Genomic DNA, 26,534 nt, shown 5'->3' with positions numbered 1-26,534 from the left:
CGGCCGGTTCGACCTGGACGCGGTGGGCGGGGAGCGGCTGCAGACCGCGCTGGAGGCGGTGGTGCAGGCCGGCCGGGCCGCCGGGGACGAGCGCACCCGGTCCCAGCAGCTCGCCGACGCGCTGGTGCAGCTGTGCGACACCGCCCTGGCCGCCGGCTCCCTGCCGGTGCTGCGCGGGCACAAACCGCAGGTCATCGTGAAGATCGACGCCGAGGACCTGTTCGGGCCCGGCACCCACCCCGGCGCCGGCGAGCTGGGCTGCGGCGCGGCCATCTCCGCCGCCCGGGCCCGCTGGCTGGCCTGCGACAGCCAGGTCACCCGGATCGTGATGGGCCCCGACGGGATGCCGCTGGACCACGGCCGCACCCTGCGCCTGGTGCCACCCCACCTGCGCCGGGCCGCGGAGGTCCGCGACGGCGGCTGCGTGTTCACCGGCTGCGGGGCGCCGACCTCCTGGTGCGACGTGCACCACCTGCTCGCCTGGATCGACGGCGGCCAGACCAGCCTGGAGAACTCCGCGCTGCTGTGCGAACGGCACCACACCAAGGTCCACCACGGCTTCCGCGTCGAGCGGCAACCCGACGGCCGATGGCACACCTGGCGCCCCGACGGCACCGAGATCCGCACCGGACCCCGACTCGACGCGGCAGCCTGACCGCGCTCCCGAACACCCGACACCGAGCCGCACGACCCCCGAGGTCGTGCAGCTCGGCGTGCTCGGACACCGGCGCTCTGCCCGGCCCGCGCTGGACCTCCGGCCGTTCACCGCTCCCGGGCGGCGTCGTCCCAGGGCAGCACGGTGAGCTCCGGCCAGACGGCGGCCCATCGCTCGGCCTTGGCCTCGTAGACGTGCCGCGGCGCCGGGCTGTGCCGATTGGGCCGGACGACCAGATCGAAGAGGTCGTCGTAGCCGTAGGGCGCGTGCACGCGCAGCCGGCCGTCCCGGTCGACGGTCACGCCGTAGCAGCAGCAGACCGCCGCGAAACCCTCGATGGCGTCGGTGCAGTCGCGCAGCGGCCGGGTGGGGGCGCCGAAGCGGTCGGCGTACCAGAGGTGCACCCGGGCCTCGTTGCGGATCTCCACCGGCACCGGCAGGTCACCGAACAGCTCCGCGCCGCGGCGGATGACGGCGTCCTCGGCGTCCCAGGAGGTGTCGGGGTCGAAGTAGAAGAGGTCCGCGTCGCGCACCCCGGTGCCGACCGGCCGACCGGTCGCCTCGTTCCACACCGCCTGGAAGAGCACCCCGGCGGTGATCCACCAATCCCGCACGCCGAGCGCCGGAGCGCGCTCCAGCACCGCCGCCACCGTCGGGTCGGCGAGGACGACGTCCAGGAAGCGCGCCTCGCCGCTCACACCAGGCGGAGGATGCCCGACGCGGTCGCCAGCACCGCCCCGACCAGCAGGACGACGGCGAAGCCGATCTGCGGTCCGGTACGGCCCTTGGTGTCGGAGTCGGCCCGCCAGATGCTGTACGCCCCGCCGAGCAGGAAACCGCCGACGAGCAGGAGCATGACGGCGAAGGTCACGGGATCACAGCGCGCCCTTGGTGGAGGGGACGTCGGTCACCCGCGGGTCGATCGCGACCGCCGCCCGCAGCGCCCGGGCCAGGGCCTTGAACTGGCCCTCGACGATGTGGTGGGCATCGCGGCCGGCGTAGAGCACCCGCACGTGCAGGCTGATCCGCGCGTTGAACGCGAAGGACTCCAGCACGTGCTTGGTCAGGCTGGTCGGGTAGTCCGGCCCGATCATCGGCGTCATGTCCTCGGGCTCGGAGTGCACGAAGTACGGCCGGCCGGAGAGGTCGACGGCGGCCTGCGCGAGCACCTCGTCCATCGGGATCGTCGCGTCGCCGTAGCGGGTGATGCCCCGCTTGTCCCCGAGCGCCTGCGCGAACGCCTGGCCCAGGGCGATGGCGACATCCTCCACCGTGTGGTGGGCGTCGATGTGCAGGTCACCGTCGGCCTGGACGGTGAGGTCGATGCCGCTGTGCTTGGACAGCGCGGTGAGCATGTGGTCGTAGAACCCGACCCCGGTGCTGATCGAGCTGGTGCCGGTGCCGTCGAGGTCGAGCTCGACGACGAGCTTGGTCTCGTTGGTCTCGCGCTCGACGCGTGCGGTGCGGGTCATGACCCCGATCCTCCCAGGTGCTGCTCACGCACGACCTCACCCAGCGCGGTGAGGAAGGCATCGGTCTCCTCCGTGGTCCCGGCGGTCACGCGCAGCCAGCCGGGCAGGCCGACGTCGCGCACGAGGACGTCATGGGCGAGCAGCGCCTTCCAGACCGCGGGGGCGTCGGCAAAGTGCCCGAAGAGGACGAAGTTCGCGTCGCTGGGCACGCTGGTCAGCCCGAGGCCCGGCAGCGCGGCCACGATCCGGTCCCGCTCGGCCTTGACCGCGTCGACGGTCGCCAACAGCGCGTCGGTGTGCGCCAGCGCCGCCCGCGCGGCCGCCTGCGTCAGCGAGGAGAGGTGGTAGGGCAGCCGCACCAGCTGCAGGGCGTCGACCACCGCGGGGTCGGCGGCCAGGTAGCCCAGCCGGAGGCCCGCCATCCCGAAGGCCTTGCTCATGGTCCGGCTCACCAGCAGCCGCGGCCGGCCGGGGAGCAGGGTGAGCGCCGACCGGGTGCCCGTGCGGGCGAACTCCGTGTACGCCTCGTCGACGACGACGACCCCGTCGGTGGCGTCGTAGACCGTCGCGATGGTGTCCAACGCGACCGCGGTGCCGGTCGGGTTGTTCGGGCTGGTGACGAAGACGACGTCGGGGCGCACCTCACGCACCTGGGCGGCGGCCTGCTCGGCGTCGATCGTGAAGTCCTCGCGGCGGTGCCCGTCGACCCAGGCCGTCCCGGTCCCCGCGGAGATGATCGGGTGCATCGAGTAGGACGGCGTGAAGCCCAGCGCCGTCCGTCCCGCCCCGCCGAAGGCCTGCAGCACCTGCTGCAGCACCTCGTTGGAGCCGTTGGCCGCCCAGACCTGCGCCGGCTCGATCGCGGCCCCGCCGGCGCGGGTCAGGTAGGCGGCCAGGTCGCGGCGCAGCTCGACGGCGTCCCGGTCGGGGTAGCGGTTGAGCTCCAGCGCCGCGTGGCCGAGCGCGGTGCCGAGGTCGGCGAGCAGCTCCGGCGGCAGCGGGTGCGGGTTCTCGTTGGTGTTGAGCCGGTACCTGACCTGCAGCTGCGGAGCGCCGTAGGGCGTGCGCCCGCGCAGCTCCGGCCGCAGCGGGAGCCCGTCCATGCTGTTGACGACGGAGCTCGTCACGAGCGCTGCCGGGCCCGGACGGCGGCCGCGTGCGCGGGCAGGTCCTCCGCGCCGGCGAGGGCGTCGATGTGCCCGGCGACGTCGGCCAGGGCCTGCTCGTCGTACTCCACGAGGTGGATGCCGCGCAGGAACGACTGCACCGACAGCCCGCTGGAGTGCCGCGCACAGCCACCGGTGGGGAGCACGTGGTTGGACCCGGCGATGTAGTCGCCCAGCGAGACCGGCGACCACGCGCCGACGAAGACCGCTCCGGCGTTGCGCACCCGCATCGCCACCTCGCGGGCGTCCCGGGTCTGGATCTCCAGGTGCTCGGCGGCGTAGGCGTCGACCACCCGCAGGCCGGCGTCGACGTCGTCCACCAGGACGACGCCCGACTGGCTGCCGTCCAGCGCGGTGGTGATCCGGTCGGAGTGCTTGGTGGCGGCGACCTGCCCGGGCACCAGGTCCAGGACGGCGTCGGCCAGGGCCTCGCTGTCGGTGACCAGCACCGCGCCGGCCAGCGGGTCGTGCTCGGCCTGGCTGACCAGGTCGGCGGCGACGTGCACCGGGTCGGCGGTGTCGTCGGCGAGGATCGCGACCTCGGTGGGGCCGGCCTCGGAGTCGATCCCGATGAGCCCGCGCAGCAGCCGCTTGGCCGCCGTCACGTAGACGTTGCCCGGGCCGGTGACCATGTCGACCGGCTCGCAGGAGCCGGCGCCGTAGCCGAAGACGGCGATGGCCTGTGCCCCGCCGACGGCGTAGACCTCGGTGACCCCGAGCAGCGCGCACGCCGCCAGCACGCCGGGGTCGGGCAGCCCGCCGTGGTCGCGCTGCGGCGGCGAGGCCACCGCGATCGACTCCACGCCGGCGATCTGCGCGGGGACGACGTTCATCACGACGCTGGACAGCAGCGGCGCCAGCCCGCCGGGCACGTAGAGCCCGACGCGGCGCACCGGCAGCCAGCGCTCGGTGACCGTGCCGCCGGTGACGACCTCGGTGGTGACGTCGGTGCGGCGCTGGTCGGCGTGCACCCGCCGGACGCGGGCGATGGCCTCCTCGAGCGCGGCGCGGACGGCGGGGTCGATGCCGGCGAGGGCGTCGTCGACGGCCTGCTGCGGGACGGCGAAGTCCTCGAGGTCGACGCCGTCGAGGCGGGCGGTGATCTCGCGGACGGCCTGGGCGCCGCGCAGCCGCACGTCCTCGCACAGCGGCCGCACCGTGGCGAGCACCGAGTCGATGTCGGTGGCGGCGCGGGGCAGCAGGCCGGCGAGCTCGCGCACCCCCGGTAGCGCGGATCCACGCAGGTCGATGCGGGTGAGCACGGGCGGACCTCCGGGGCGGGAACGGAACACCCCAGGGTAGCCGCCGGCCTCCCGCCGTCCGCCGTGCTGCCCGGTCCGGGAGCCGCCCCCACCCGTAGGCTCGCCGACCGTGGACCTCATCCCGCTCTTCCCGCTGGGGACGCCGCTGTTCCCCGGGGTGGTCCTGCCGCTGCACGTCTTCGAGCCGCGGTACCGGCGGCTGGTGCGCGACCTGCTCGATCGGCCGGAGGGCGCCGGTCGCTGCTTCGGCGTGGTGGCCATCCGGCAGGGCTGGGAGGTCGAGCACGTCGCCCCTGCCGAGGCGCTCTACGACGTCGGCTGCACCGCGCGGGTGCAGACCGTGCGCCCCCAGCCCGACGGGACCTTCCACGTCGTCTGCGTCGGCGGTGACCGGTTCCGGCTGCTCGACGTCGTCGTCGGCGACGACCCGCCCTACCTGCAGGCCCAGGTCGAGTGGCTGGCCGAGGAGGAGGCCGCCGAGGAGGCCGCGGGCGACCACGACGGGCTGACCCCGCCGGGTGGCTGGCCGGCCGACGCCGCGCACGACGACCTGGTGTCGGAGGTGGCGCGCGGCTCGATGGACGTGCTGGTGCGCGGGGTGGGCGACCTGTTCGCCCGCTACGTGACCGCGGTGGCCGCGCTGACCGGGGACGTCGACGGCGAGGACCCCGATGCCGCCGACCTGATCGAGGCCGTCGCGGGGAACCCCCGCGCGCTGTCCTACCTGGTGGCCTCGGCGGCGCTGCTGACCAGCGAGGACCGGCAGGAGCTGCTGGCCGAGTCCGCCACCCGTCGCCGGCTGCAGGCCGAGTCGCGGCTGCTGCGCCGGGAGCTGACGCTGCTGGAGACCGTGGGCGCGGTGCCCGCCCCGCTGCAGGGCTTCACCGGCCCGCGGAGCATGAACTAGTAGGAGGACCCCCTCCCGCCCGCCACTCGCGAGCTCGCGGCGGGACCCTGCAGGGGGCCAGCGGGGTCCTGGACGGGGCCGCTCGCAGGGGCGGCCGCACCGGTCGGTCCGGGGCTGCCGGCGGCCGGTGCTGGACCGGGCCGCTCGAGGTCCTCGGCGGGGGTGAGCAGCGTGGACACCACGTAGCCGAGCACGGCGAGGAACGGGGCGGCCGCAAGTGCGGCCATCGAGCTCAGCCGCAGCGGCGTGACCACCTCGGTGCCGACGTCGGTCAGCTGGGCGGGGGTGGGCCCGGCACCCAGCAGCTCGCCGAGCTGCCAGGCGACCAGCGCGGCCAGCAGCGTCCCGACGGCGAGGGCGAGCACGGTGGCCACTCCGCGGCGGCGGCGCAGCCGCCAGGCGGCGAGTCCGGCGACCAGCCCGAGGCCGGCCAGCACCAGGGTGTAGACGGCGTCGTCGGCGACGAGCAGCTCGGCCGACGGGCGGCCGACCGGGACCGGGCCCTCGTCGGTGACCTCGAAGGTCGCCCGCGGGGCCAGCGCCCACCACAGCAGCCCGGTCGGCAGACCGGCCAGCAGCAGCCCCGCGGTCAGCGCCAGCGAACTGCGCAGGTCCGCGCGCAGCTCGGCGCCGCCGGACCAGCGGGCACCGGCGCCCCACCGGGCCGGGCGGACGGGCGGCGGCCCGGCGGGAGCGGGTGCGGGGATGCTGTCCACGGCACCAGTCAACCTCGCCGGGCCGGGTGCCTCATCCCGCGACCCTGCTGCAGGGGCCGCGCCGTCCGGGGTCCCGCCCCCGAGCCGGCGACGTGGTGCAGGGGACCTGCAGCAGGGCCCTCCCTCAGAGCAGGGCGACGCTGGTCGGGCCCAGCAGCGCCTTGATGTCACCCATCAGGGCGGTGCTGGGGCGCACCCGCAGTCCCTGGTCCAGCCGCAGCACGGTCTCCCGGCTGCCGTTGACCAGCTTCAACTGCACCTCGGTGGTGCCCGGGTGGCTGCCCAGCACCTCGCGGAGCCGCTCGACGACCGGCGGGGTGCAGCGGGCCGCCGCCATCGACACCAGGACCGGGCCGCGCGCCCCCTCGGTCAGCTCGGGGATGGTGACCTCGGAGCCGAACAGCGAGGGCTGGTCGTCGCGCCGGCTGATCCGGCCCTTGACCACGACGATCTGGTCGCGGACGACCTTCTCCGAGACCTCCGCCCACGTCTTCGGGAAGAAGAGCACCTCGATGCCGGACTCGAGGTCCTCGAGGGTGGCGATCGCCCAGGGGGCGCCCTGCTTGTTGGTGCGGGGGGCGACCGAGGTGAGGATGCCGGCGATCGTGACGTTCGCGCCGTCCTCGACGCCGCCCGCGTTGATCTCGGCGATCGGCGTGTCCGCGTTGGACGCGAGCACGTGCTCCACGCCGTGCAGCGGGTGGTCGGAGACGTAGAGGCCGAGCATGTCGCGCTCGAACACCAGCCGCTCGGACTTCGACCAGTCCGCCGTGGGGATCGCGATGTCCAGCGCGCCGCTGAACGGGTCGTCCTCCCCGGCGTCCCCGCCGAAGCTGCCGAACAGGTCGAACTGACCCTCGGCCTCCTTGCGCTTGAGCGCCATCGCCGAGTCGACGGCCTGGGCGTGCACGGCGACGATGCCCTGGCGGGAGTGGCCGAGGGAGTCGAAGGCGCCGGCCTTGGCCAGGGACTCGATGACCTTCTTGTTGCAGGCGACCGTGTCGATCTTGCGCATGAAGTCCGCGAAGTCCTTGAAGGCGCCCTTCTCCTCGCGGGCCCGGCGGATCGAGTCGACGACGTTGTGCCCGACGTTGCGCACCGACGCGAGACCGAAGCGGATGTCGGTACCGACGGCGGTGAAGTCCCAGGACGACTCGTTGACGTCGGGGGGGAGCACCTTGATGCCCATCCGCCGGCACTCGGCCAGGTAGATCGGCCGGCGGTCCTTGTCGTCGCCGACGCTGGTCAGCAGCCCGGCCATGTACTCGGCCGGGTAGTTCGCCTTGAGGTAGGCGGTCCAGTAGGACACCAGGCCGTAGGCGGCCGAGTGGGCCTTGTTGAAGGCGTAGTCGGCGAACGGGACGAGGATGTCCCACAGCGTCTTGACCGCCGCGGCGGAGTAGCCGCGCTCCTTCATGCCGGCCTCGAAGCCGACGAACTCCGCGTCGAGGACCGACTTCTTCTTCTTGCCCATCGCCCGGCGCAGCAGGTCGGCCTTGCCGAGGGAGTACCCGGCGACCTTCTGCGCGATCGCCATGACCTGCTCCTGGTAGACGATCAGGCCGTAGGTCGTGCCGAGGATGTCCTCCAGCGGCTCGGCCAGTTCCGGGTGGATCGGCGTGATCTCCTGCTGGCCGTTCTTGCGCAGCGCGTAGTTGGTGTGCGAGTTGGCACCCATCGGGCCGGGCCGGTACAGCGCGCCGACCGCGGAGATGTCCTCGAAGTTGTCCGGCCGCATCAGCCGCAGCAGCGAGCGCATGGGGCCGCCGTCGAACTGGAAGACCCCGAGGGTGTCACCGCGGGACAGCAGCGCGTAGGTGGCCGGGTCGGTGAGGTCCTTGCTGATCTCGTCGAGGTCGATCGGCTCCTTGCCGTTCGCCACGATGTTGCGCAGCGCGTCGTCGATCACCGTGAGGTTGCGCAGGCCCAGGAAGTCCATCTTCAGCAGGCCGAGCGTCTCGCAGGTCGGGTAGTCGAACTGCGTGATGATGGCGCCGTCGGCCTCGCGCCGCATGATCGGGATCGAGTCGATCAGCGGGTAGCGGCCGATGATGACGCCGGCGGCGTGCACGCCCCACTGGCGCTTCAGCCCCTCGAGCTTGCGCGCCTGGTCGACGACCTCGGCCGCACCCGGGTCGGACTCGTAGCGCGCCCGGAACTCCGCGGCCTCCTTGTAGCGGTCGTGCTTGGGGTCGAAGACCCCCGCCAGCGGGATGCCCTTGCCCATCACGTCCGGGGGCATGAGCTTGGTCAGCTCGTCGCCGACCGAGTAGGGCCGGTCGAGCACGCGGGCGGCGTCCTTGATCGCGGCCTTGGCCTTGATGGTGCCGTAGGTGACGATCTGGCTGACCCGTTCCTCGCCGTACTTCTGCGAGACGTACTGGATGACCTCGCCGCGGCGGCGGTCGTCGAAGTCGATGTCGACGTCGGGCATGGAGACGCGCTCGGGGTTGAGGAACCGCTCGAAGATCAGCCCGTGCGCCAGCGGGTCGAGGTCGGTGATGCCCATGGCGTAGGCGGCCAGCGAGCCCGCGGCCGAGCCACGCCCGGGGCCGACCCGGATGCCGTTGTCCTTGGCCCAGTTGATGAAGTCGGCGACCACGAGGAAGTACCCCGGGAAGCCCATCTGGGTGATGATCCCGACCTCGTAGTCGGCCTGCTTGCGCACGTGGTCGGGGATGCCGTTCGGCCAGCGCTTGTGCAGACCGCGCTCGACCTCCTTGACGAACCAGGAGGTCTCGTCCTCCCCCGGCGGCAGCGGGAACCGGGGCATCAGGTCCGCGCCCTCGGTGAAGCTGATCTCGCACTGCTCGGCGACCAGCAGGGTGTTGTCACAGGCCGCGGCGAGGTCCCCGGTGAACAGCGCGCGCATCTCCGCGGCGCTCTTCAGGTAGTAGCCGTTCCCGTTGAACTTGAAGCGGTTGGGCTCGTTGAGGCGCGACCCGGTCTGGATGCACAGCAGGGCGTCGTGGGCGTCGGCGTCCTCCTGGTGCGTGTAGTGCAGGTCGTTGGTCGCCAGCAGCGGGATGCCGAGGTCCTGGGCGATGCGCAGCAGCGCCGGGCGGGTCTGCTTCTCGATGGACAGCCCGTGGTCCATCAGCTCGGCGTAGAAGTTCTCCTTGCCGAAGATGTCCTGGAAGTCGGCGGCGGCCTGGCGGGCGCGGTCCTCCTTGCCGGCGCGCAGCCACATGTTCACCTCGCCCGACGGGCAGCCGGTGGTGGCGATCAGGCCCGTGCCGTAGCGCTCCAGCAGGTCGCGGTCGAACCGCGGCTTGCGGTACTGCCCCTCCAGGCTGGCCATCGAGGAGATGCGGAAGAGGTTGTGCATCCCCTCGGTGGTGCGGGCCAGCAGCGTCATGTGGGTGTACGCGGCCTTGCCCCGGTTCGACCCGCCGTCGCCCTCCTCGTCGATCAGCTTGTCGCCGAAGTCGAAGGGCGCGCGGTCGAAGCGCGAGCCGGGGGTGTAGTAGCCCTCCATGCCGATGATCGGCTTCACGCCGGCGCTCGTGGCCTGCTTGTAGAAGTCGTAGGCGCCGAAGACGTTGCCGTGGTCGGTCATCGCCAGGGCGGGCATCCCCTGCTCGGCGGCGGCCCGGGTGACCTCCGGCAGCTTGGCCGCTCCGTCGAGCATCGAGTACTCGGTGTGTACGTGCAGGTGCACGAACGAGTCGGACGACGGGGTGCTCACGGGGCTTGGTGCTCCTCACGGGTCGTGCGTGCCCGGCCGTCGGGTATCCGGCGGGCGACCGGCGGGGAAGACCGGCGGTGCTGTGGTCCGGGGTGCGGGCCGGGGGGTGACCCCGATCCTCGCACCACGGAGGTCTACTCCGGGGGACCGACAGGAAGGTGTCTCGCGACCGGCGGACGGCTCCGTCACACCTCGCCCGGCAGCGCCCGGCGCATGGTGACGTGCGCGATCCCGGCCTCCTGGTAGACGTCCCCGACCGCGGCGTAGCCGGCCCGCTCGTAGAACCCGCGGGCGGTGAGCTGGGCGTGCAGCTCCACCTCGGTCAGCCCGAGCAGGACCGCCTGCCGGTGCAGCTCGGCGAGGACGGCGGCGCCGTGGCCGGCTCCGCGGGCCGACGCGTCGACCGCCATCCGGCCGATCACCCCGCGGCCGTCGCGGACCAGGAGCCGCCCGGTGGCCACCAGCCGCCCGTCGTCGTCCCGGTCCAGGACGTGCACCGCGCCGGCGTCGTGCGCGTCCTGCTCGATCTCGGCCGGCACCCCCTGCTCCTCGACGAAGACGCGGGTGCGCAGCGCGGCGATCTCCGGCCGGTCGGCCGCGCCGGCCAGCCGCGCCGTCACGCCGTCCCCCGCGCCACGTCGGGCAGGGCGGAGGCGGGCACGAGCAGGAAGCGCAGGTCGACCAGGGCGTGCAGCACGACGGGCAGCAGCAGCGACCCGGTGCCCAGGTAGAGCGCGGCCATCACACCGCCCAGGACGCCGGTGGTCACGATGCCGGCCACCCCCTGGTAGGCGTGCGCCAGCCCGAACGCCACCGCGCCGAGGACGACCAGCACCGGGGTGGGCAGCCCGCCGCCCACCGCGGCGACGACGGCGAGCAGGAAGCCGCGGTACAGCCACTCCTCGCAGACGCCGGCGGTCACCCCGACGACGGTGAACAGCCGTCGCTCGGCGGTCGTGCGCGGCAGCAGCGCCAGGGTGGCGTGCACCGCCGGCTCCGAGTGGCGCCCCTCGCGCGGGCGGCGGACCTGCTCCGCCGTCGCGCGGGCCAGCGCGCCCGAGCGCAGCGCCCGGGTGGAGAGGACCACGAAGCCGAGCACGAGGACCGTCGCCGCCGCCGTCAGCGGGCCGGGCCAGGACTGCGGCCAGCGCAGCCCCACGGCCCCGGCGTCCACACCGGGCGCGGCCAGCCAGACGACCAGGGCGAGCACGGCCAGGCCCCACTCCAGCACCAGCAGCCGGGCGTAGAACGAGCGCCGGGCGCCCGGGTCGGTGCGCAGCCGGCCCTCGAAGCGGCGGTGCAGCACGTGCCCCACCACCGGCTCGCCGACCACCAGGTACGCGGCCACGACCACGGCGGACAGCGCGGCCGGGCCGAGGTCGGCGAGCGAGCCGGGCAGCCCGGTCACCTCGTCAGCTCTCGGCGCGCAGGATGTCGAGCGCGCCGGCCAGGTCGGGCGGGAAGGGGCTGGTGAACTCCACCCAGCGCCCGTCGGCCGGGTGCGGGATGCCCAGCCGCGCGGCGTGCAGCCACTGCCGCGAGACGCCCAGCCGGGCGGCCAGGGTCGGATCGGCCCCGTAGGTGGTGTCACCGACGCACGGGTGGCGCAGGGCGGAGAAGTGCACCCGGATCTGGTGGGTGCGCCCGGTCTCCAGCCGGATGTCGACCAGGCTGGCGGCCGGGAACGCCTCGACGACCTCGTAGTGCGTGACCGACGGACGACCGCCCTGGACGACGGCGAACCTCCAGTCGTGCTTCGGGTGCCGGTCGATCGGCGCGTCGATGGTGCCGCGCGAGGGGTCGGGGTGGCCCTGGACCAGCGCCGCGTAGCCCTTCTCGACGGTGCGCTGCTTGAACGCCGCCTTGAGCAGGGTGTAGGCACGCTCGCTCTTGGCCACCACCATCAGCCCCGTCGTCCCGGCGTCGAGCCGGTGGACGACGCCCTGCCGCTCGGCGGCGCCCGAGGTGGCGATGCGGTAGCCGGCCGCGGCCAGCCCGCCGACGACGGTGGGCCCCTCCCAGCCGGGGCTCGGGTGCGCGGCCACGCCGACGGGCTTGTCGACCACCACGACGTCCTCGTCGTCGTGGACGACGGTCAGCCCGGCGACCGGCTCCGGCGCGGCCGGCTCCCCGGGCGGAGGAGGCAGCTCGACCTCCAGCCAGCTGCCGCCGGAGACCCGGTCGCCCTTGCCGCGGACCCGCCCGTCGAGCACCACCCGGCCCTCGTCGGCGAGGTCGGCGGCCGCGACGCGGGAGAGCCCGAACAACCGGGACAGCGCCTGGTCGACGCGCTGGCCCTCGAGCCCGTCGGGCACCGGGAGCGCTCGGTGCTGGCCCGCGGAGTCGATCACGGCACCATTGTGACCGGACGGCTCACGGGCCGACGATCGCGCTGGTCAGTCGCGCGCCGGGGCGTCGCCGGCGTCCGTGCCGGTGCCCCGGGTGCCGTCGAACTCGACGCCGCGCAGCGCGAGGAAGGCCCCCAGGACGCCGCCGCACACGATCGCGGAGTCGGCGACGTTGAAGACCGGGTAGACCTCGCCGTCGGGCGCCAGGACGGAGACGAAGTCGACCACGCCGCCGCGCAGGAAACCCGGCTCGCGGAAGACGCGGTCGACCAGGTTGCCGAGCGCGCCGCCGAGCACCAGCCCCAGCGCGACGGCCCAGCCGGTGGAGAACAGCCGGCGCGCGGTGCGCACGATGACGACGGCGACCACGACGGCGATGAGGGTGAACACGACGGTGAAGCCCTCGGCGAAGGAGAACGCCGCGCCGGTGTTGCGGGTGTGGGTCAGGTAGACCAGCCCGCCGAGCAGCCGGATGTCCTCCCCCCGCTCGACGGTCGCGACGACGGCCAGCTTGGTGGCGAGGTCCAGGGTCAGCACGGCCAGGCCCAGCAGGAACAGCAGCCGGGTGCGGGGACGGCGTCCCGCGGGCCCACCGGAGGCCGAGACGGCGCCGTCTCGGGGGTCGCTCGGTTCGGACAGGGGTGCTCCTCAGTCGGTGGGCAGCCGTCGACGGCGGTCCGACCGACGATAGCTGCGGCCGCTGGTCGCCCCTGCCGCCGTCCGCCCGGGCGCGCAACTCGGCGACCGTGTGATCCATCTCATGACCCTGTGCGACGCATCTCACCACGCGTGGTGACGTGTTCGCGGTGAGTCTGGCCGATGTTGGTTAGGCAACAGCACCCCGCGTACGGAAGGCCGTCGTGTCCACCGACCTCGCACCAGCCACCGACCCCGACGTAGTCCTCGTGGGTGGCGGCGTCATGAGCGCCACGCTGGCGTCGCTGCTCGGTGTCGTCGCTCCCGACTGGAGCGTCACCGTCTTCGAGTCCGGGCCCGCGGTGGCCGGGGAGAGCTCGGGGGCCTGGAACAACGCCGGGACCGGTCACGCGGCCCTCTGCGAGCTGAACTACACCCCCGCCGGCCCCGGCGGCACGGTCGACGTCAGCAAGGCCGTGACGATCAACGAGCAGTTCGCGGTGTCGCGGCAGTTCTGGTCGCACCTGATCCGGGAGGGGCTGACCGGCTCGCCCAAGGACTTCATCACCCCGGTCCCGCACGTCAGCTTCGTCACCGGCGAGGCCGGCCGCGACTACATGCGCACCCGGCACGCCGCGATGTCGGCCCAGCCGGTCTTCCAGGGGCTGGAGTACACCGACGACCCCGCCGTCCTGGCCGGGTGGGTGCCGCTGGTGATGGGCGGGCGCGACCCCGGCCAGGTGGTCGCCGCGACCCGGTCGGCCGCGGGCACCGACGTCGACTTCGGGTCGCTGACCCGGCTGCTGTTCGGTGCCGCCGAGGACCGCGGCGTGCACGTGCACGTCGGCCAGCGGGTCACCGACGTCGAGCGCCGGGACGACGGCCGCTGGTCGGTCACCGTGCGCGACACCGTCAGCGGCGAGGAGCGGACCGTCCGCACCCGGTTCCTGTTCGTCGGGGCCGGCGGCGGCGCGCTGCCGCTGCTGCAGAAGTCCGGGATCCCCGAGATCGCCGGCTTCGGCGGCTTCCCGGTGAGCGGCATGTTCCTCCGCACCCGCTCCCCCGAGCTGGTCTCGGCGCACCAGGCCAAGGTCTACGGGCAGGCCGCCGTCGGCGCCCCGCCGATGTCGGTGCCGCACCTGGACCTGCGCCTCATCGACGGCGACCACTCGCTGCTGTTCGGCCCCTACGCCGGCTTCTCGCCCAGGTTCCTCAAGGCCGGTTCCTTGTTCGACCTGCCGCTGAGCGTCAAGCCGAACAACCTCGGCTCGATGCTCGGCGTCGCCCGCACGGAGCTGGCGCTGACCCGCTACCTGGTCGGCGAGCTGCTCCAGTCCCGCACGGCCCGGCACGAGACGCTGACCGCCTTCGTGCCGCGGGCCGAGCAGGCCGACTGGGACATGGTCACCGCCGGCCAGCGGGTCCAGGTGATCAAGCGCGACCCGGCGACCGGCCGCGGCGTGCTGCAGTTCGGCACCGAGCTGGTGGTCGGCGGCGACGGCACGATCGCCGGCCTGCTGGGCGCCTCCCCGGGTGCCTCGACGGCGGTCTCGGCGATGCTCACCGTCCTGGAGCGCTGCTTCCCCGACCGGGTCGCCGCCTGGCGCCCGCTGCTGCAGGAGGCGATCCCCTCCTACGGCCGCCGGCTCAACGACGACCCGGTCCTGCTGGCCGAGGTCCGCGCCCAGACGATGCAGACCCTCGAGCTCAACGGCTGAGTCCCCGGACCCACCGCGTCCGACACCCCCTCAGCACCGGGTGAGGGGGAGTATCGCGCGTGGTGGGTCTGCCCGACTGCGGAGAACCAGGGCCGCAGTCCCCCGCGGGAAGGCCGACTGCGGGGAAGTCGGGGCACACGGTCGCGGGGCCCGGAGGGCCTCCCGACCGGGACACCGGCAGCGGCTCCACGGCGGCCGGGGACGGCACCTGGGCGCGGTGTCGGCAGGCGGGTCCTTCATCAATCGGCTCCGGAGACGGCGCCGGTCTCGCCTCGCCAGCTGGCCAGCCGGCCGGCCCGGCTGACCGCGCGCAGCCGCCGCTCGGCCTCGGCCCGCGATCCGCGCGCCGAGACCAGCAGCGCCTGGTCGCCGCGCCGGAGCCGGGTCGTGGGGCCGGGCACGAAGGACCTCCCGTCGCGGACGATGAGCACCACCGCGGCGTCCTCGGGCAGCCGCAGCTCGGGCAGGTAGACCCCGTGCAGCCGCGACCCGTCGGGCACGGTCAGCTGCATCAGCTCGGCGTCGAGTTCATCCAGCGGCGCAGCCTCGACCTGCACGTCGCGGGGCGTCACCGGAGTGGCGATCCGCAGCCGCCGCGCGAGCCACGGCAGCGACCAGCCCTGCACGATCGTGAAGACGACGACCAGCACGAAGACCGTGTCGAAGACGGTCGTCGCCCCGGGGACCTGCGCGGTCAGCGGGATGATCGCCGCGACGATCGGCACTGCCCCGCGCAGACCCGCCCAGGAGATGAACACCTGCTGGGCCCACGGGAACCGGAACCAGACCAGGCTGGCCGCCACGGAGAGAGGCCGGGCGAGCAGGAGCAGCGCGCCACCCACCACGAGCGCCGGCCCCACGACCTCGGACAGCCGGCCCGGGGACACGAGGAGACCGAGCAGGACGAACAGGCCGATCTGCGCCAGCGAGGCCATGCCCTCGGCGAACCCGATGCTGGCCGCCCGGTGCGGCAGCGCGGCGTTGCCCAGCACCAGGCCGCAGAGGTAGACCGCGACGAAGCCGGACGTGTGCGCCAGCGACGCCGACGAGTACGCGAGCACGCAGAGCGCCAGTGTCGCCAGCGGGTAGAAGCCGGCCACGGGCAGGGCCACCCGGCGCAGGAGCGCGGCACCCCCGAAGCCGATCCCGACCCCGATGACGGCGCCGCCGACGAGCTCGGCGGCCACCACCAGGCCGACCAGCCACCACGGCTGCGTCACCGCCCCTGTCAGCGACTCGGCCAGCACGGTCACGAGCAGGATGACCGGAGCGTCGTTGAGGCCGCTCTCGGCCTCCAGGGAGGCGGCGAGCCGGCGCGGGAGGGGCAGCCGCCGCAGGGTCGCGAAGACGGCGGCGGCGTCGGTCGAGCTGATGACCGCGGCCAGCAGGAGGGCGAACCCCCAGTCGAAGTCGAGGACCAGGACGCCGACGGCCGCGGTCACCCCCACGCTGACCGCGACGCCGACGGTGGACAGCGCCACCCCGGGGCCGATCGCCCGACGGACGTCGGCCCACCGGGTGGTGAGACCGCCCTCGGCCAGGATGACGACGAGGGCGGCGTACGCCAGCGTGTGGGTGAGGCGGTAGTCCTCGAACTGGACGCCGAGGCCGCTCTCCCCGATGGCCACGCCCAGCGCGAGGTAGAGCAGCAGGCTGGGCAGTCCCAGCCGATCCGCCAGGCGGAGCGCCACGGCCGCGACGAGGACGACGATCGCGCCCGCGGCGAGCGCGGCGGTGACCGTCGTGTTCACCGCGCGCCCCTGCCCACCTCCGCAGTCTCCCGTACGCCGAGGCCACAGCCGCCGTGCGACCCGGCCGCCGGCTTGCGGGGACGGGCGTCCGAACCGGGTGGCGGGCTCGGGGATGATGGAGGGCGTGAGCTCACCCGGCCCCTTCCGCGCGCTGCCTCCTCAGGTCGACCTGCCCGCCCTCGAGCAGGACGTCCTGGGCCGCTGGGAGGCCGACAAGGTCTTCGCCCGCACGCTGGAGGCCTCCGCCGGCCGGCCGCAGTGGAACTTCTACGAGGGCCCGCCGACCGCGAACGGCCGCCCGGGCACCCACCACATCGAGGCGCGCGCGTTCAAGGACGTCTTCCCCCGCTTCAAGACCATGCAGGGCTGGCACGTGCCCCGCCGCGCCGGCTGGGACTGCCACGGCCTCCCGGTGGAGATCGCCGTCGAGCAGGAGCTCGGCTTCGCCGGCAAGCCCGACATCGAGCGCTACGGCATCGCGGAGTTCAACGCCCGCTGCCGCGAGTCGGTCATGCGGCACGTCGACGCGTTCAGCGACCTCACCCGGCGGATGGGCTACTGGGTCGACATGTCCACCGCCTACTGGACGATGGACCCGGCCTACATCGAGAGCGTCTGGTGGTCGCTCAAGCAGGTCCACGGCAAGGGGCTGCTGGTGGAGGACCACCGCGTCGCCCCCTACTGCCCGCGCTGCGGCACCGGCCTGTCCGACCACGAGGTGGCCCAGGGCTACGAGTCGATCACCGACCCGTCGGTGTACGTCCGGCTGCCGGTCACCGACGGCGAGTGGGCCGGCCGGGCCGACCTGCTCGTCTGGACGACGACGCCGTGGACCCTGCCCAGCAACACCGCGGTCGCCGTCAACCCCGACGTCACCTACCTCGTGGCCCGCCGTGGCGGGGACACCCTCGTGGTCGCCGAGCCCCTGCTGGGCGCCGTCTTCGGCGAGACCGACGACGTCGAGGTGCTGGCCCGCACCACGGGCCGCGACTGGGAGCGGACGCACTACCGCCGTCCCTTCCCGCTGGTCGACTTCCCGGAGGGCGAGGACGCGCACTTCGTCGTCCTCGCCGACTACGTCACCACCGACGACGGCACCGGGCTGGTGCACCAGTCCCCCGCGTTCGGCGCCGACGACCTCGCCGTCTGCCGCGGCTACGGCCTGCCGGTGGTGAACCCGATCGACGCGACCGGGCACTTCCTGGCCGAGATCCCGCTGGTGGGCGGCCACTTCTTCAAGGCCGCCGATGCGGCGCTGGTCGAGGACCTGCAGTCGCGCGGTGTCCTCTGGCGCGAGCAGCGCTACGAGCACAGCTACCCGCACTGCTGGCGCTGCCACACGCCGCTCATGTACTACGCACAGCCCTCCTGGTACATCCGCACGTCGGCGGTCAAGGACCAGCTGCTCGCCGAGAACGCGAAGACCTCCTGGTACCCCGAGCACATCCAGTGGGGCCGCTACGGCGACTGGCTGCGCAACAACGTCGACTGGGCGCTGTCCCGCGACCGATACTGGGGCACCCCGCTGCCGGTCTGGCGCAACGACGCCGACCCGTCCCGCACGGTCGTGGTCGGCTCGCTGGCCGAGCTCTCCGAGCTCACCGGCCGGGACCTGTCCGACCTCGACCCGCACCGGCCGTTCATCGACGAGGTGACCTTCACCGTTCCCGGCGAGGAGGGCACCTACCGGCGGGTGCCGCAGGTCATCGACGCCTGGTACGACTCCGGCTCGATGCCCTTCGCGCAGTGGGGGGCCCCGTACCGCAACCAGGCGGAGTTCGAGGCGGCCTACCCCGCGCAGTTCATCTGCGAGGCGATCGACCAGACCCGCGGCTGGTTCTACTCGCTGATGGCCGTCGGCACGCTGGTGTTCGAGCAGAGCTCCTACGAGAACGTGCTGTGCCTGGGCCACATCCTGGCCGAGGACGGCCGGAAGATGAGCAAGCACCTGGGCAACATCCTCGAGCCCATCCCGCTGATGGACCGGCACGGCGCCGACGCCGTCCGCTGGTTCATGCTGGCCGGCGGCTCGCCGTGGTCGGCCCGCCGGGTCGGCCACGAGACGCTGTCCGAGGTGGTCCGCAAGGTGCTGCTCACCTACTGGAACACCGCCAGCTTCTTCACCCTGTACGCGGAGACCAACGGCTGGGACCCGGCCTCGGGCCCCGCCCCGGTGCCGGCAGAGCGGCCGCTGCTGGACCGCTGGGCGCTGGCCACCCTCGCCGAGGTCACCGAGGGCGTCACCGCGGCGATGGAGGACTTCGACACCCAGGGCGCCGGCCGGCTGCTCGCGCAGTTCGTGGACGACCTGTCCAACTGGTACGTGCGCCGCTCGCGGCGGCGGTTCTGGGACGGCGACCCGTCCGCGCTGGCCACGCTGCACGAGGTCCTCGACGTGCTGACCCGGCTGATGGCGCCGTTCACGCCGTTCGTCACCGAGGAGGTGTGGGCGCGCGCGGTCACGCCGGGTCTGGCGGACGCGGTCGACAGCGTGCACCTGGCCTCCTGGCCGGCCGTCGACGACGCCGCCCGGGACCCCCGGCTGGTCGAGCAGGTGGCGCTGGTGCGCCGGCTGGTCGAGCTGGGCCGCTCGGCCCGGACGTCGGCCAAGGTGCGCACCCGCCAGCCGCTGGCCCGCGCCGTCGTCGCCGCGCCCGGCTGGGCGGACCTGCCGCGCGACCTGGTCGCGGAGGTGGCCGACGAGCTCAACGTGGCCGAGCTCGCCGACCTGTCCACGGTCGGCGGCGACCTGGTCGACGTCAGCGTCAAGGTCGACTTCCGCGCGGTGGGCCGCCGGCTGGGCAAGCAGGTGCAGGCCGTCGCCACGGCCGTCGCCGCCGCGGACGCGCCCGCCCTGGTGGCCGCCTACCGCGCCGGGACGGCGTCGGTCGAGGTGGACGGTGCTCCCGTCCCGCTGGCGGACGGCGACCTGGTGGTCACCGAGACCCCGCGGGAGGGCTGGACCGTGGCCAGCGGCGGCGGGCTCACCGTCGCGCTGGACCTGCAGCTGACCCCGGAGCTCGAGCGGGCCGGGTTGGTCCGCGAGGCGGTGCGGCTGGTGCAGGAGGCCCGGAAGAACAGCGGGCTGGCCGTCAGCGACCGCATCGAGCTGTGGTGGACCGCGGACGACGCGATGGCGCGGGCGCTCACCGAGCACGGTGCGCAGGTGGCCGACGAGGTGCTCGCCGTCCGGGTGCACGCGCAGCAGCCCGGGGACGGCGAGGGGGTCGAGGGCCCCGCCGGCTCGCGCTTCTGGCTCACCCGAGCCGGGTGACGCACGGGAACGGCCCCGTCCAGAGGCGCGCCGCGAGCCTGCGAGCGGGGAGGAGGACGGGGTCCTTCTCCGAGGCGTGGGGGGAAGGGTGGTCCTCCTTCAGTTGCCGCGCGCGGCCTGGCGTCGGGACCGCTCGGTCTCGGCGAGGTGGCGCACCGGGCGGCAGGTGGCGCACGGCGTGAAGCCGTCGGTGCGCGCCTCGACCATGGGCAGCGGGATCGCCCACCGGCCGGCGAGGAAGCGGCAGCCGGCCAGGTGGTAGCGCGGCTCCTCGTCGACGACGAGGACCTCGTCGGCCAGGTCGACGACGAGCAGCAGGTCGGTCACCTCGACGTCCTCCTCGCCGGGTTCCCCGGCCGCGTCCGCCGGCGCCTCGCGCGGCTCGTGCGCCCCGCGACGCGGCGGGGGCTCCTCGAGGTGTCCGTCGCCCGCCGGTGCGGCGTGCGCTCCGGTCGCGGGCTCCTCGGGTCGGTCGTCGAACGCCGACGCGGAGACCGCCGTGGCCCCGGCAGACGGCGGCACCACGAGCGGCTCGGGGGGCGGCAGCGGCTCCGGATCGGGCTGGTCGTCGTCCCACCCGGGGTCGACGGCGCGCTGCGGGGCGGTGCCGGCGGACGCCGACGTCGCCGGGCGCGATGGCGTGTCCGGCGTCCGGCGGGCGAAGTCGCGGGCCTCCCGGGCCATCCGCAGCCAGTTCGCCAGGAGCAGGACCGCGGCGATTCCGCACGCCGCGACGCACGCCCAGTAGAGCGCCTCTCGGCCGGTCACGACGCCACCCACGAAGAGCCCGAGGCCGACCAGGAGCAGCAGCCCCGCAGCCAAGATCACCCGCCGACTGTATCCGGCGCCACAGCCGCTCTCCCGCCAGGAACGCGACAGGGCCCCCGGACGTCGTCCGGGGGCCCTGGTGACGTGCTGGAACGGCCCTCCTGCAGGGGCCCGGCCCGAGCGGCAACGAGAGCAGCGTGCAGGAGGCGGCCACCCTTCAGGGGCCCGCGCCGAGCCTGCGAGGCGTGGGGGGAAGGGTGGTCCTCTTTCAGGCGCTGGCGTGCTGGTTCTGCCGGCTGTTGCTGGCCGGCTCGGCCGAGCCGCGGCTGTCGAGGTCGCGCAGGTGCGACTCGAGGTAGGACCGCAGCCGCGTGCGGTACTCGCGCTCGAAGGTGCGCAGCTCCTCGATCTTGCGCTCCAGGGTGCTGCGCTTCTCCTCCAGCGAGCCCATCACCTCGGCGTGCCGGCGCTCGGCGTCCTGGTCGAGGGCGGCGGCCTTGGAGCGGGCCTCGCGCTCCATCGTGTCGGCGCGGGTGCGCGCGTCGCCGACCATCGAGTCGGCGCGCATCTTGGCCTCGCTGACCATCTGCTCGCTCTTGGCCCGCGCCTCGCTGACCATGCGGTCGCTGTTGGTCTTCGCCGAGGCGACCATCTGGTCGGCCTGGGCCTTGGCCTCGTTCACGTACTTGTCGGCCGTCTCGGTGGCCAGGGCCAGCATCCGCGACGCGCGGGCGCTGTCGTCCTCGCGCACGGGGGCCGGCGGGGGCGGCGGCGCGGCGGCGGGCGCCGGGGCCGGCGGCTCGGGGGCCTCGACGGCGCGCGGCGTGCGGCCGGTCGCGGAACCGGAGCGCAGCTCGTTGTTCTCCTCGATCAGCCGGGCCAGCTCGGCCTCCACCACGTCGAGGAACGCGTCCACCTCGTCCTCGTCGTAGCCGCGCTTGCCGATGGGGGGCTTCTTGAAGACGACGTTGTGCACGTCGGCAGGCGTGAGTGGCATCGACTTCACCTCGGGTCGGGCAACGGGTACAGGGACGTCGGACGAGCGGCTGACGGCTCCGGCCGGCTGCCGGTGTCCCCAGCCCCGGGCGGGGCAGCGGTCAGGCGGCGGCCAGCGCGAGGCTGTCCACGATGCCACGCAGGATGTACACGGCGATCAGGAGCACCATAAACGCGAGGTCCAGCCGGATCGACCCCAGGTTCAGGGGCGGGATGACCTTCCGGATGGCCTTGAGGGGCGGGTCGGTCGTGGCGTAGACGACCTCCAGGCCCGCTGCCACCAGCCCGGACGGCCGCCAGCTGCGCGCGAGCACCATCACCCAGTCGACGACGAACCGCGCGAAGAGCAACACGAGGAACACGAGCAGGACCGACGAGAGGATGTTCCAGAAGAGAGCCACGGTCCTCGCTCGTCCAAGGGCACCCCTCGAAGGGCGCCGGTCCGGTCCTGTCAGGCCTCCGAGCCGGCCGAGAACCCGCCCTCGCGGATCTTCGCCTTGTCCTCGGCCGTCACGTCGACGTCCTGCGGGCTGAGCAGGAACACCTTGTTGGTGACGCGCTCGATGCTACCGCGCAGCCCGAACGACAGACCCGCAGCGAAGTCGACGAGCCGCTTCGCGTCGGCGTCGTCCATCTCGGTGAGGTTCATGATGACCGGCTTGCCGTCGCGGAAGCTCTCGCCGATCTGGCGGGCCTCGTTGTAGGTGCGCGGGTGCAGCGTCGTGATCCGGTAGGGCCGCGGCGCCGGGGCGGGCGCGGGAACGGGGGCGGGCTCGGGCACGGCGGCTACCGGCTCGCGCATGGCCAGGCCGGCGGCGCCCAGGGGCCCGGACACGGCGCTCGCGGGGCTGGGCACCGACGAGGCCCCGGCCGTGCCGCCGATGCGCGCCGCGGTGGAGCCGCCCGGGGACGGCGCCAGACCCAGGTTGCGGTTGGCCGCGGCCCGGCGGGGCAGCGCCAGCGGCTCGGGGTCCGGCGCGGGGGCCAGGTCGGCGTCGAGCTCGGCGAAGCGGCTCTCGCCCCGGTAACCGGGGTCGCGGTAGCCGTCGGCCCGGTAGTCGGAGTCGTAGCGGCCCTCGACGTCGTAGCGGTCGTCGTAGCCGTCCTCGGCGGCGTACCGGGAGTACCGGCGCTCCTCGAGGCGGTCGTAGCGGTCGCCGTCCCCCTGGCGGGCGTCGTACCGGTCGTAGGCCCGGGTGTCGTCGTCCTCCACGAGCCCGAGGTAGATGCCCATCTTGCGCATGGTCCCGGCCATCCGACCTGCCCCTCTTCGTCCGCGCGCGTGGTCACCCGGGCTGCTGGGACCCGTGTGACTGGTGTGACTCGTCCTGCGGGGAGGGTAGGGGTCGCGTGCCGAAGAGCGCGGTTCCGACACGCAGGAGCGTGCTGCCCGCGGCGACGGCCTCCTCGAGGTCGGCGCTCATCCCCGCGGACAGGTCACGCGCCTCCGGGTGGTCGGCGCGCACCCGCGCGGCGAGCTCCGCGAGCCGGACGAAGGCGGGCCCGGGGGCCACATCCCGCGGGGCGACCGCCATGAGGCCGCGCAGCACGACACCCGCCTCCTCCGCGACCGCGTCGGCCAGCGCGGGCACCTCCGCGGGGTCGGTGCCGCCGCGGGCGGCCAGCTCCCCCTCGGGACCGCCGAGGTCGACCTGCAGGAAGACCTCGACCGGCCGGCCGGTGTCCACGCCCACCCGGCCCAGGGCGCGGGCCAGTGACAGCCGGTCGACCGAGTGGACGACGGCACCGAGACGGGCCACGGCGGCGGCCTTGTTGCGCTGCAACTGGCCGACGAAGTGCCACCGCAGCGGCAGGTCGGCGAGCTCGGCGGCCTTGCCGGTCAGCTCCTGGGCGCGGTTCTCGCCGAAGTCGGCCTGACCGAGCGCGGCGAGCTCCCGGACGGCGGCCGCGGGCCAGGTCTTGCTCACCGCGAGGAGGCCCACCTCGGCGGGGTCGCGGCCGGCGGCGCGGGCCGCGGCGGCGATGCGGTCGCGGACGGCCTGCAGGCGGTCGGCCGGGGTGGTCACAGGCCGATCCTGCCCCGCACCGGGGGCGCGGGCGTCAGTGCCCGCTCACGCGATCCAGACGACGCCGGCCTGGCGGCCGGTCACGCCGTCCCGGCGGTGGGAGAAGAGGAAGCGGTCCTCGACGGTGCAGCGGGGGTCGTGGACCACCTGGCCGACGCCGGCACCCGCCAGCACCTCGGCCAGCCCGGCCCGCAGGTCGAGCCCCGGCGTCCCCTTCCGGGTGCGGACCGCCGCGGCCGGCGCCACGCGGGCCACCTCCACCTGCATCGCCCTCGGCACCTCGTAGCAGGCGCCGCACACGGCCGGGCCCAGCAACGCGGTGACGTCGGCGGGGCGGCTGCCCAGCCGGGCCATGGCGGCCAGTGTCGCGGGGACGACGCCGGCGCGGACCCCCTCCCGCCCGGCGTGCACCGCGGCGACGACGCCGGCGGCGGGGTCGGCGAGCAGCACCGGCACGCAGTCGGCGACCAGCACGCACAGCACCAGGCCGCGCGTGCGGGTGACCACGGCGTCGGTGCCCGGCAGCGGACCGTCGGGCGGACCGTCGACGACGGCGACGCGCGTCCCGTGCACCTGGTCCATCCAGACCAGCCGGTCGGCCGGGACGGCGAGCTCGCGGGCCAACCGGTCGCGGTTGGCGGCCACGGCGGCGGGGTCGTCGCCGACGTGGCCGCCGAGGTTGAACGAGTCGTAGGGGGCCGGCGAGCGGCCGCCCCGCCGGTCGGTGACGACCCGTCGGGGTCGCACGGCCTGCGGGGCGGCCGGAGCCGAGCTCACGGTGCGGCCCCCTCGCAGGGGCCCGCGCCGAGCGGGTGACGTGCTGGAACGGCCCCCTCGCAGGGGCCCGCGCCGAGCGGGTGACGTGCTGGAACGGCCCCCTCGCAGGGGCCCGCGCCGAGCGGAGCGAGGCGTGGGGGGCGAGGGGGTCCTTTCACTGGCGGAGGAACTCCGGGATGTCGAGCTCCTCCTCGAAGTCCTCGCTCGACAGCGGCCGGCGACCGGCGGTACCGCCGTTCGAGCCCGGGACCGGCGGCAGCGGCGGCACGGTGATGCCACCTCCAGCGCCCGGGCGACCCGGCAGCTGCGACGTCGACGGCGCGGCCGGCTGCGCCTGCTGTGGCTGCGGGGCGGCCAGCCGCTCCCCCGTCGGCACACCGCCCACCGGCTGCGGGCGCAGCGGCATCCGCGGGGCGGCCGGCGGGGCCACGGGTGCGGCGGTGGGCACCGAGGCCATCCCGGCGTCCCTGCGGTCCTGCGGCTTGCCGCCGTCGAAGCCTGCGGCGATGACGGTGACCCGGACCTCGTCGCCGAGGGCGTCGTCGATGACCGCGCCGAAGATGATGTTGGCGTCGGCGTGCGCGGCGTCGGAGACCAGCGAGGCGGCCTCGTTGATCTCGAACAGGCCCAGGTCCGAGCCGCCGGAGATCGACAGCAGCACGCCGTGGGCGCCCTCCATCGAGGCCTCCAGCAGCGGGCTGGCGATCGCCTGCTCGGCGGCCAGCAGTGCCCGGTTGTCCCCGCGCGCGCTGCCGATGCCCATGAGAGCCGACCCGGCGCCGGACATGACCGACTTGACGTCGGCGAAGTCCAGGTTGATCAGGCCCGGCGTGGTGATCAGGTCGGTGATGCCCTGGACACCGGAGAGCAGCACCTGGTCGGCGGTCCGGAAGGCGTCCATGACGCTGACGTTCCGGTCACCGAGCTGCAGCAGCCGGTCGTTGGGGATGACGATGAGCGTGTCGCACTCGTTGCGCAGCTCCTCGATCCCCGACTCGGCCTGCACGGCCCGCCGCTTGCCCTCGAAGGAGAACGGGCGGGTGACCACACCGATGGTCAGCGCGCCGAGCTTGCGGGCGATCGAGGCGACGACCGGCGCGCCGCCGGTGCCGGTGCCACCGCCCTCGCCGGCGGTCACGAAGACCATGTCGGCACCCTTGAGCACCTCCTCGATCTCCTCGCGGTGGTCCTCGGCGGCCTGCCGGCCGACGTCGGGCTGCGCGCCTGCGCCGAGCCCGCGGGTCAGCTCACGTCCGACGTCGAGCTTGACGTCGGCGTCGCTCATCAGCAGCGCCTGCGCGTCGGTGTTGATGGCGATGAACTCGACCCCCTTGAGGCCGACCTCGATCATCCGGTTCACCGCGTTCACACCGCCGCCGCCGATGCCGACGACCTTGATGACCGCGAGGTAGTTGTGCGGAGGTGTCATGTGGGGCTCCCGACCTCGACCCTCATCCTCAAGTAAAGCCTTATAGTTATGTCAACTGGGTCGACGCGCACGAAGTTAGGTGGGCGTTCACGGGCGCTACAAGCACCCTCCTGGGCCCGGCGTGTCGCACCGGCTCGAACTCACGGAACCCGGGCGACGCAGTGGTCACACCTGCACCACCGTCGGTGACGACCCGCGCGCCGGATGGCTCAGGTGCAGGTCGAGGGCCCGCGGATCGCCGTCAACGGGAACTCGCCGAAGTGATCTGCGGTGTCGGGCGTGTCGTGGCCCCGCGCGTGTCGCAGCGGGAAGCGCCGCACACGGTCAGGCGTCGGGCGGCGACCCAGCGGAGTCCCGCGGCCGACGTGGGAGGCGGCCCATCAGGAAGAACTCCTCGTTGGGCGGGATCGCGGCCCAGTGCGCCAGCCGGTTGGACAGCGCGAACAGCGACACGATGCCGCCGACGTCCCAGACGTCGTCCTCGGTGAGGCCGTGGCCGCGCAGCCGCTCCAGGTCGGCGGCGGTGACCGCCGCCGGGTCCACCGCCAGCCGGACGGCGACCTCGAGCACCGCGTGCAGCCGCTCGGGGACCGGGGCCTTGCGCCAGTCGACCGCGACCTGGTCGGCGAGGTAGGGGTCCCGGGCACGGATCCGGGCGATCGCGCCGTGGGCGACCACGCAGTACAGGCAGTCGTTGGCCGCGCTGGTCGCAACGACGATCAGCTCGCGGTCGGCGGTCGACAGCCCGGGGGTGTCCTTGTCCATCAGCGCGTCGTGCAGCGCGAAGAACGCCGCCGCCTCGGCCGGGCGCCAGGACAGCGCGGCGAAGACGTTGGGCAGGAAGCCCGAGCGCTCCTGGACCTCCGCGTAGCGCTCGCGCAGCCCCTCCGGCAGCTGCTCGGGAGGGACGACGGGGAAGCGGCTGGCCGGTCCGGTGCTCACCG

The 26,534-nt window shown here is 74.2% G+C and carries 24 protein-coding genes; 4 read left to right on the top strand and 20 right to left on the bottom strand.

Features of this window, described 5'->3' with window-relative positions; genetic code table 11:
• On the top strand, positions 1 to 655 hold a 655-nt coding region (locus tag BLR12_RS23235; protein WP_143018841.1), incomplete at its 5' end, for an HNH endonuclease signature motif containing protein.
• A 107-nt stretch (positions 656 to 762) separates the two neighbouring features.
• Here the strand turns inward: BLR12_RS23235 and BLR12_RS23230 are convergent.
• The 5 genes from BLR12_RS23230 to hisD are packed head-to-tail and all read right to left on the bottom strand — an operon-like array spanning position 763 to position 4,555.
• A complete protein-coding gene (locus tag BLR12_RS23230) occupies positions 763 to 1,353 on the bottom strand; it encodes a nucleotidyltransferase family protein (protein WP_091382935.1) in 591 nt (196 codons plus the stop codon).
• Positions 1,350 to 1,526 (bottom strand): hypothetical protein, encoded by a 177-nt coding sequence (locus tag BLR12_RS24765; RefSeq protein ID WP_176832654.1) that lies wholly within the window; start codon positions 1,524 to 1,526, stop codon positions 1,350 to 1,352. The genes BLR12_RS23230 and BLR12_RS24765 overlap by 4 nt, the downstream gene beginning before the upstream one ends.
• A 4-nt stretch (positions 1,527 to 1,530) precedes the next feature.
• Positions 1,531 to 2,127 (bottom strand): imidazoleglycerol-phosphate dehydratase HisB, encoded by a 597-nt coding sequence (gene hisB / locus BLR12_RS23225; RefSeq protein WP_091382933.1) that lies wholly within the window; start codon positions 2,125 to 2,127, stop codon positions 1,531 to 1,533.
• Complete coding sequence (locus BLR12_RS23220; RefSeq protein WP_255363726.1) at positions 2,124 to 3,254, bottom strand: histidinol-phosphate transaminase; 1,131 nt, start codon at positions 3,252 to 3,254, stop codon at positions 2,124 to 2,126. The genes hisB and BLR12_RS23220 overlap by 4 nt, the downstream gene beginning before the upstream one ends.
• The gene (gene hisD / locus BLR12_RS23215) at positions 3,251 to 4,555 is read right to left on the bottom strand and encodes a histidinol dehydrogenase (protein WP_091382930.1); all 1,305 of its coding nucleotides are present in this window, start codon (positions 4,553 to 4,555) and stop codon (positions 3,251 to 3,253) included. Before hisD ends, BLR12_RS23220 begins: the two co-directional genes overlap by 4 nt.
• Positions 4,556 to 4,664: 109 nt before the next feature.
• Between hisD and BLR12_RS23210 the strand changes: the two genes are divergently transcribed.
• Entirely contained in the window at positions 4,665 to 5,462 is a 798-nt protein-coding gene (locus BLR12_RS23210; protein ID WP_091382928.1) for an LON peptidase substrate-binding domain-containing protein, read from the top strand.
• Here the strand turns inward: BLR12_RS23210 and BLR12_RS23205 are convergent.
• From BLR12_RS23205 to lspA, 6 genes are all read right to left on the bottom strand, one after another.
• Positions 5,459 to 6,178 carry a DUF2567 domain-containing protein gene (locus BLR12_RS23205; RefSeq protein WP_143018840.1) on the bottom strand — a complete coding sequence of 240 codons (720 nt, stop codon included), beginning with the start codon at positions 6,176 to 6,178 and terminating at the stop codon, positions 5,459 to 5,461. The two genes, BLR12_RS23210 and BLR12_RS23205, sit on opposite strands and share 4 nt — an antisense overlap.
• Positions 6,179 to 6,302: 124 nt before the next feature.
• The gene (dnaE, locus tag BLR12_RS23200; RefSeq protein WP_218120797.1) at positions 6,303 to 9,866 is read right to left on the bottom strand and encodes a DNA polymerase III subunit alpha; all 3,564 of its coding nucleotides are present in this window, start codon (positions 9,864 to 9,866) and stop codon (positions 6,303 to 6,305) included.
• A 185-nt stretch (positions 9,867 to 10,051) separates the two neighbouring features.
• On the bottom strand, positions 10,052 to 10,486 hold the full coding sequence (locus BLR12_RS23195; RefSeq protein WP_091382924.1) for a GNAT family N-acetyltransferase: 435 nt from the start codon (positions 10,484 to 10,486) through the stop codon (positions 10,052 to 10,054).
• On the bottom strand, positions 10,483 to 11,274 hold the full coding sequence (locus BLR12_RS23190) for a CPBP family intramembrane glutamic endopeptidase (RefSeq protein WP_091382922.1): 792 nt from the start codon (positions 11,272 to 11,274) through the stop codon (positions 10,483 to 10,485). Before BLR12_RS23190 ends, BLR12_RS23195 begins: the two co-directional genes overlap by 4 nt.
• 4 nt (positions 11,275 to 11,278) lie before the next feature.
• Positions 11,279 to 12,217, bottom strand: a complete 939-nt coding sequence (locus BLR12_RS23185; RefSeq protein WP_218120796.1) for an RluA family pseudouridine synthase — start codon at positions 12,215 to 12,217, stop codon at positions 11,279 to 11,281.
• Positions 12,218 to 12,262: 45 nt separating this feature from the next.
• Positions 12,263 to 12,751 carry a signal peptidase II gene (gene lspA / locus BLR12_RS23180; RefSeq protein ID WP_255363725.1) on the bottom strand — a complete coding sequence of 163 codons (489 nt, stop codon included), beginning with the start codon at positions 12,749 to 12,751 and terminating at the stop codon, positions 12,263 to 12,265.
• A gap of 323 nt (positions 12,752 to 13,074) precedes the next feature.
• Between lspA and mqo the strand changes: the two genes are divergently transcribed.
• A complete protein-coding gene (gene mqo / locus BLR12_RS23175) occupies positions 13,075 to 14,568 on the top strand; it encodes a malate dehydrogenase (quinone) (protein ID WP_091382917.1) in 1,494 nt (497 codons plus the stop codon).
• Between the two features lie 239 nt (positions 14,569 to 14,807).
• On the opposite strand, the gene BLR12_RS23170 is transcribed toward mqo, so the two are convergent.
• On the bottom strand, positions 14,808 to 16,319 hold the full coding sequence (locus BLR12_RS23170) for a potassium/proton antiporter (RefSeq protein ID WP_091382915.1): 1,512 nt from the start codon (positions 16,317 to 16,319) through the stop codon (positions 14,808 to 14,810).
• 115 nt (positions 16,320 to 16,434) lie between these two features.
• On the opposite strand from BLR12_RS23170, the gene ileS reads away from it, so the two are divergent.
• Complete coding sequence (gene ileS, locus BLR12_RS23165; protein ID WP_255363730.1) at positions 16,435 to 19,593, top strand: isoleucine--tRNA ligase; 3,159 nt, start codon at positions 16,435 to 16,437, stop codon at positions 19,591 to 19,593.
• A gap of 99 nt (positions 19,594 to 19,692) precedes the next feature.
• Here ileS and BLR12_RS24760 read toward each other — a convergent pair whose 3' ends face one another.
• The 8 genes from BLR12_RS24760 to BLR12_RS23125 form a co-directional block, all read right to left on the bottom strand.
• Positions 19,693 to 20,421, bottom strand: a complete 729-nt coding sequence (locus tag BLR12_RS24760; protein ID WP_091382913.1) for a hypothetical protein — start codon at positions 20,419 to 20,421, stop codon at positions 19,693 to 19,695.
• Between the two features lie 208 nt (positions 20,422 to 20,629).
• Positions 20,630 to 21,358: a DivIVA-like cell division protein Wag31 gene (locus tag BLR12_RS23155; RefSeq protein ID WP_091382911.1), complete on the bottom strand. Its 729-nt coding sequence runs from the start codon at positions 21,356 to 21,358 to the stop codon at positions 20,630 to 20,632.
• A 100-nt stretch (positions 21,359 to 21,458) separates the two neighbouring features.
• Entirely contained in the window at positions 21,459 to 21,758 is a 300-nt protein-coding gene (locus BLR12_RS23150; protein WP_091382909.1) for a YggT family protein, read from the bottom strand.
• A 50-nt stretch (positions 21,759 to 21,808) separates the two neighbouring features.
• Positions 21,809 to 22,612, bottom strand: coding sequence for a cell division protein SepF (locus BLR12_RS25730; protein WP_091382907.1), 804 nt, complete (start codon positions 22,610 to 22,612; stop codon positions 21,809 to 21,811).
• Between the two features lie 31 nt (positions 22,613 to 22,643).
• Complete coding sequence (locus BLR12_RS23140) at positions 22,644 to 23,384, bottom strand: YggS family pyridoxal phosphate-dependent enzyme (protein ID WP_091382905.1); 741 nt, start codon at positions 23,382 to 23,384, stop codon at positions 22,644 to 22,646.
• Positions 23,385 to 23,429: 45 nt separating this feature from the next.
• Positions 23,430 to 24,161 (bottom strand): peptidoglycan editing factor PgeF, encoded by a 732-nt coding sequence (gene pgeF, locus BLR12_RS23135; protein ID WP_218120795.1) that lies wholly within the window; start codon positions 24,159 to 24,161, stop codon positions 23,430 to 23,432.
• Positions 24,162 to 24,315: 154 nt separating this feature from the next.
• Positions 24,316 to 25,590 (bottom strand): cell division protein FtsZ, encoded by a 1,275-nt coding sequence (gene ftsZ / locus BLR12_RS23130; protein WP_091382901.1) that lies wholly within the window; start codon positions 25,588 to 25,590, stop codon positions 24,316 to 24,318.
• Positions 25,591 to 25,914: 324 nt separating this feature from the next.
• The gene (locus tag BLR12_RS23125; protein ID WP_091382899.1) at positions 25,915 to 26,532 is read right to left on the bottom strand and encodes a peroxidase-related enzyme; all 618 of its coding nucleotides are present in this window, start codon (positions 26,530 to 26,532) and stop codon (positions 25,915 to 25,917) included.
• Between the last annotated feature and the right edge of the window lie 2 nt (positions 26,533 to 26,534).

Origin of the sequence: Geodermatophilus sp. DSM 45219, assembly GCF_900104025.1 — a bacterium.
Classification (GTDB): domain Bacteria; phylum Actinomycetota; class Actinomycetes; order Mycobacteriales; family Geodermatophilaceae; genus Geodermatophilus.
This window is presented reverse-complemented; position numbering and strand designations above follow the sequence as displayed.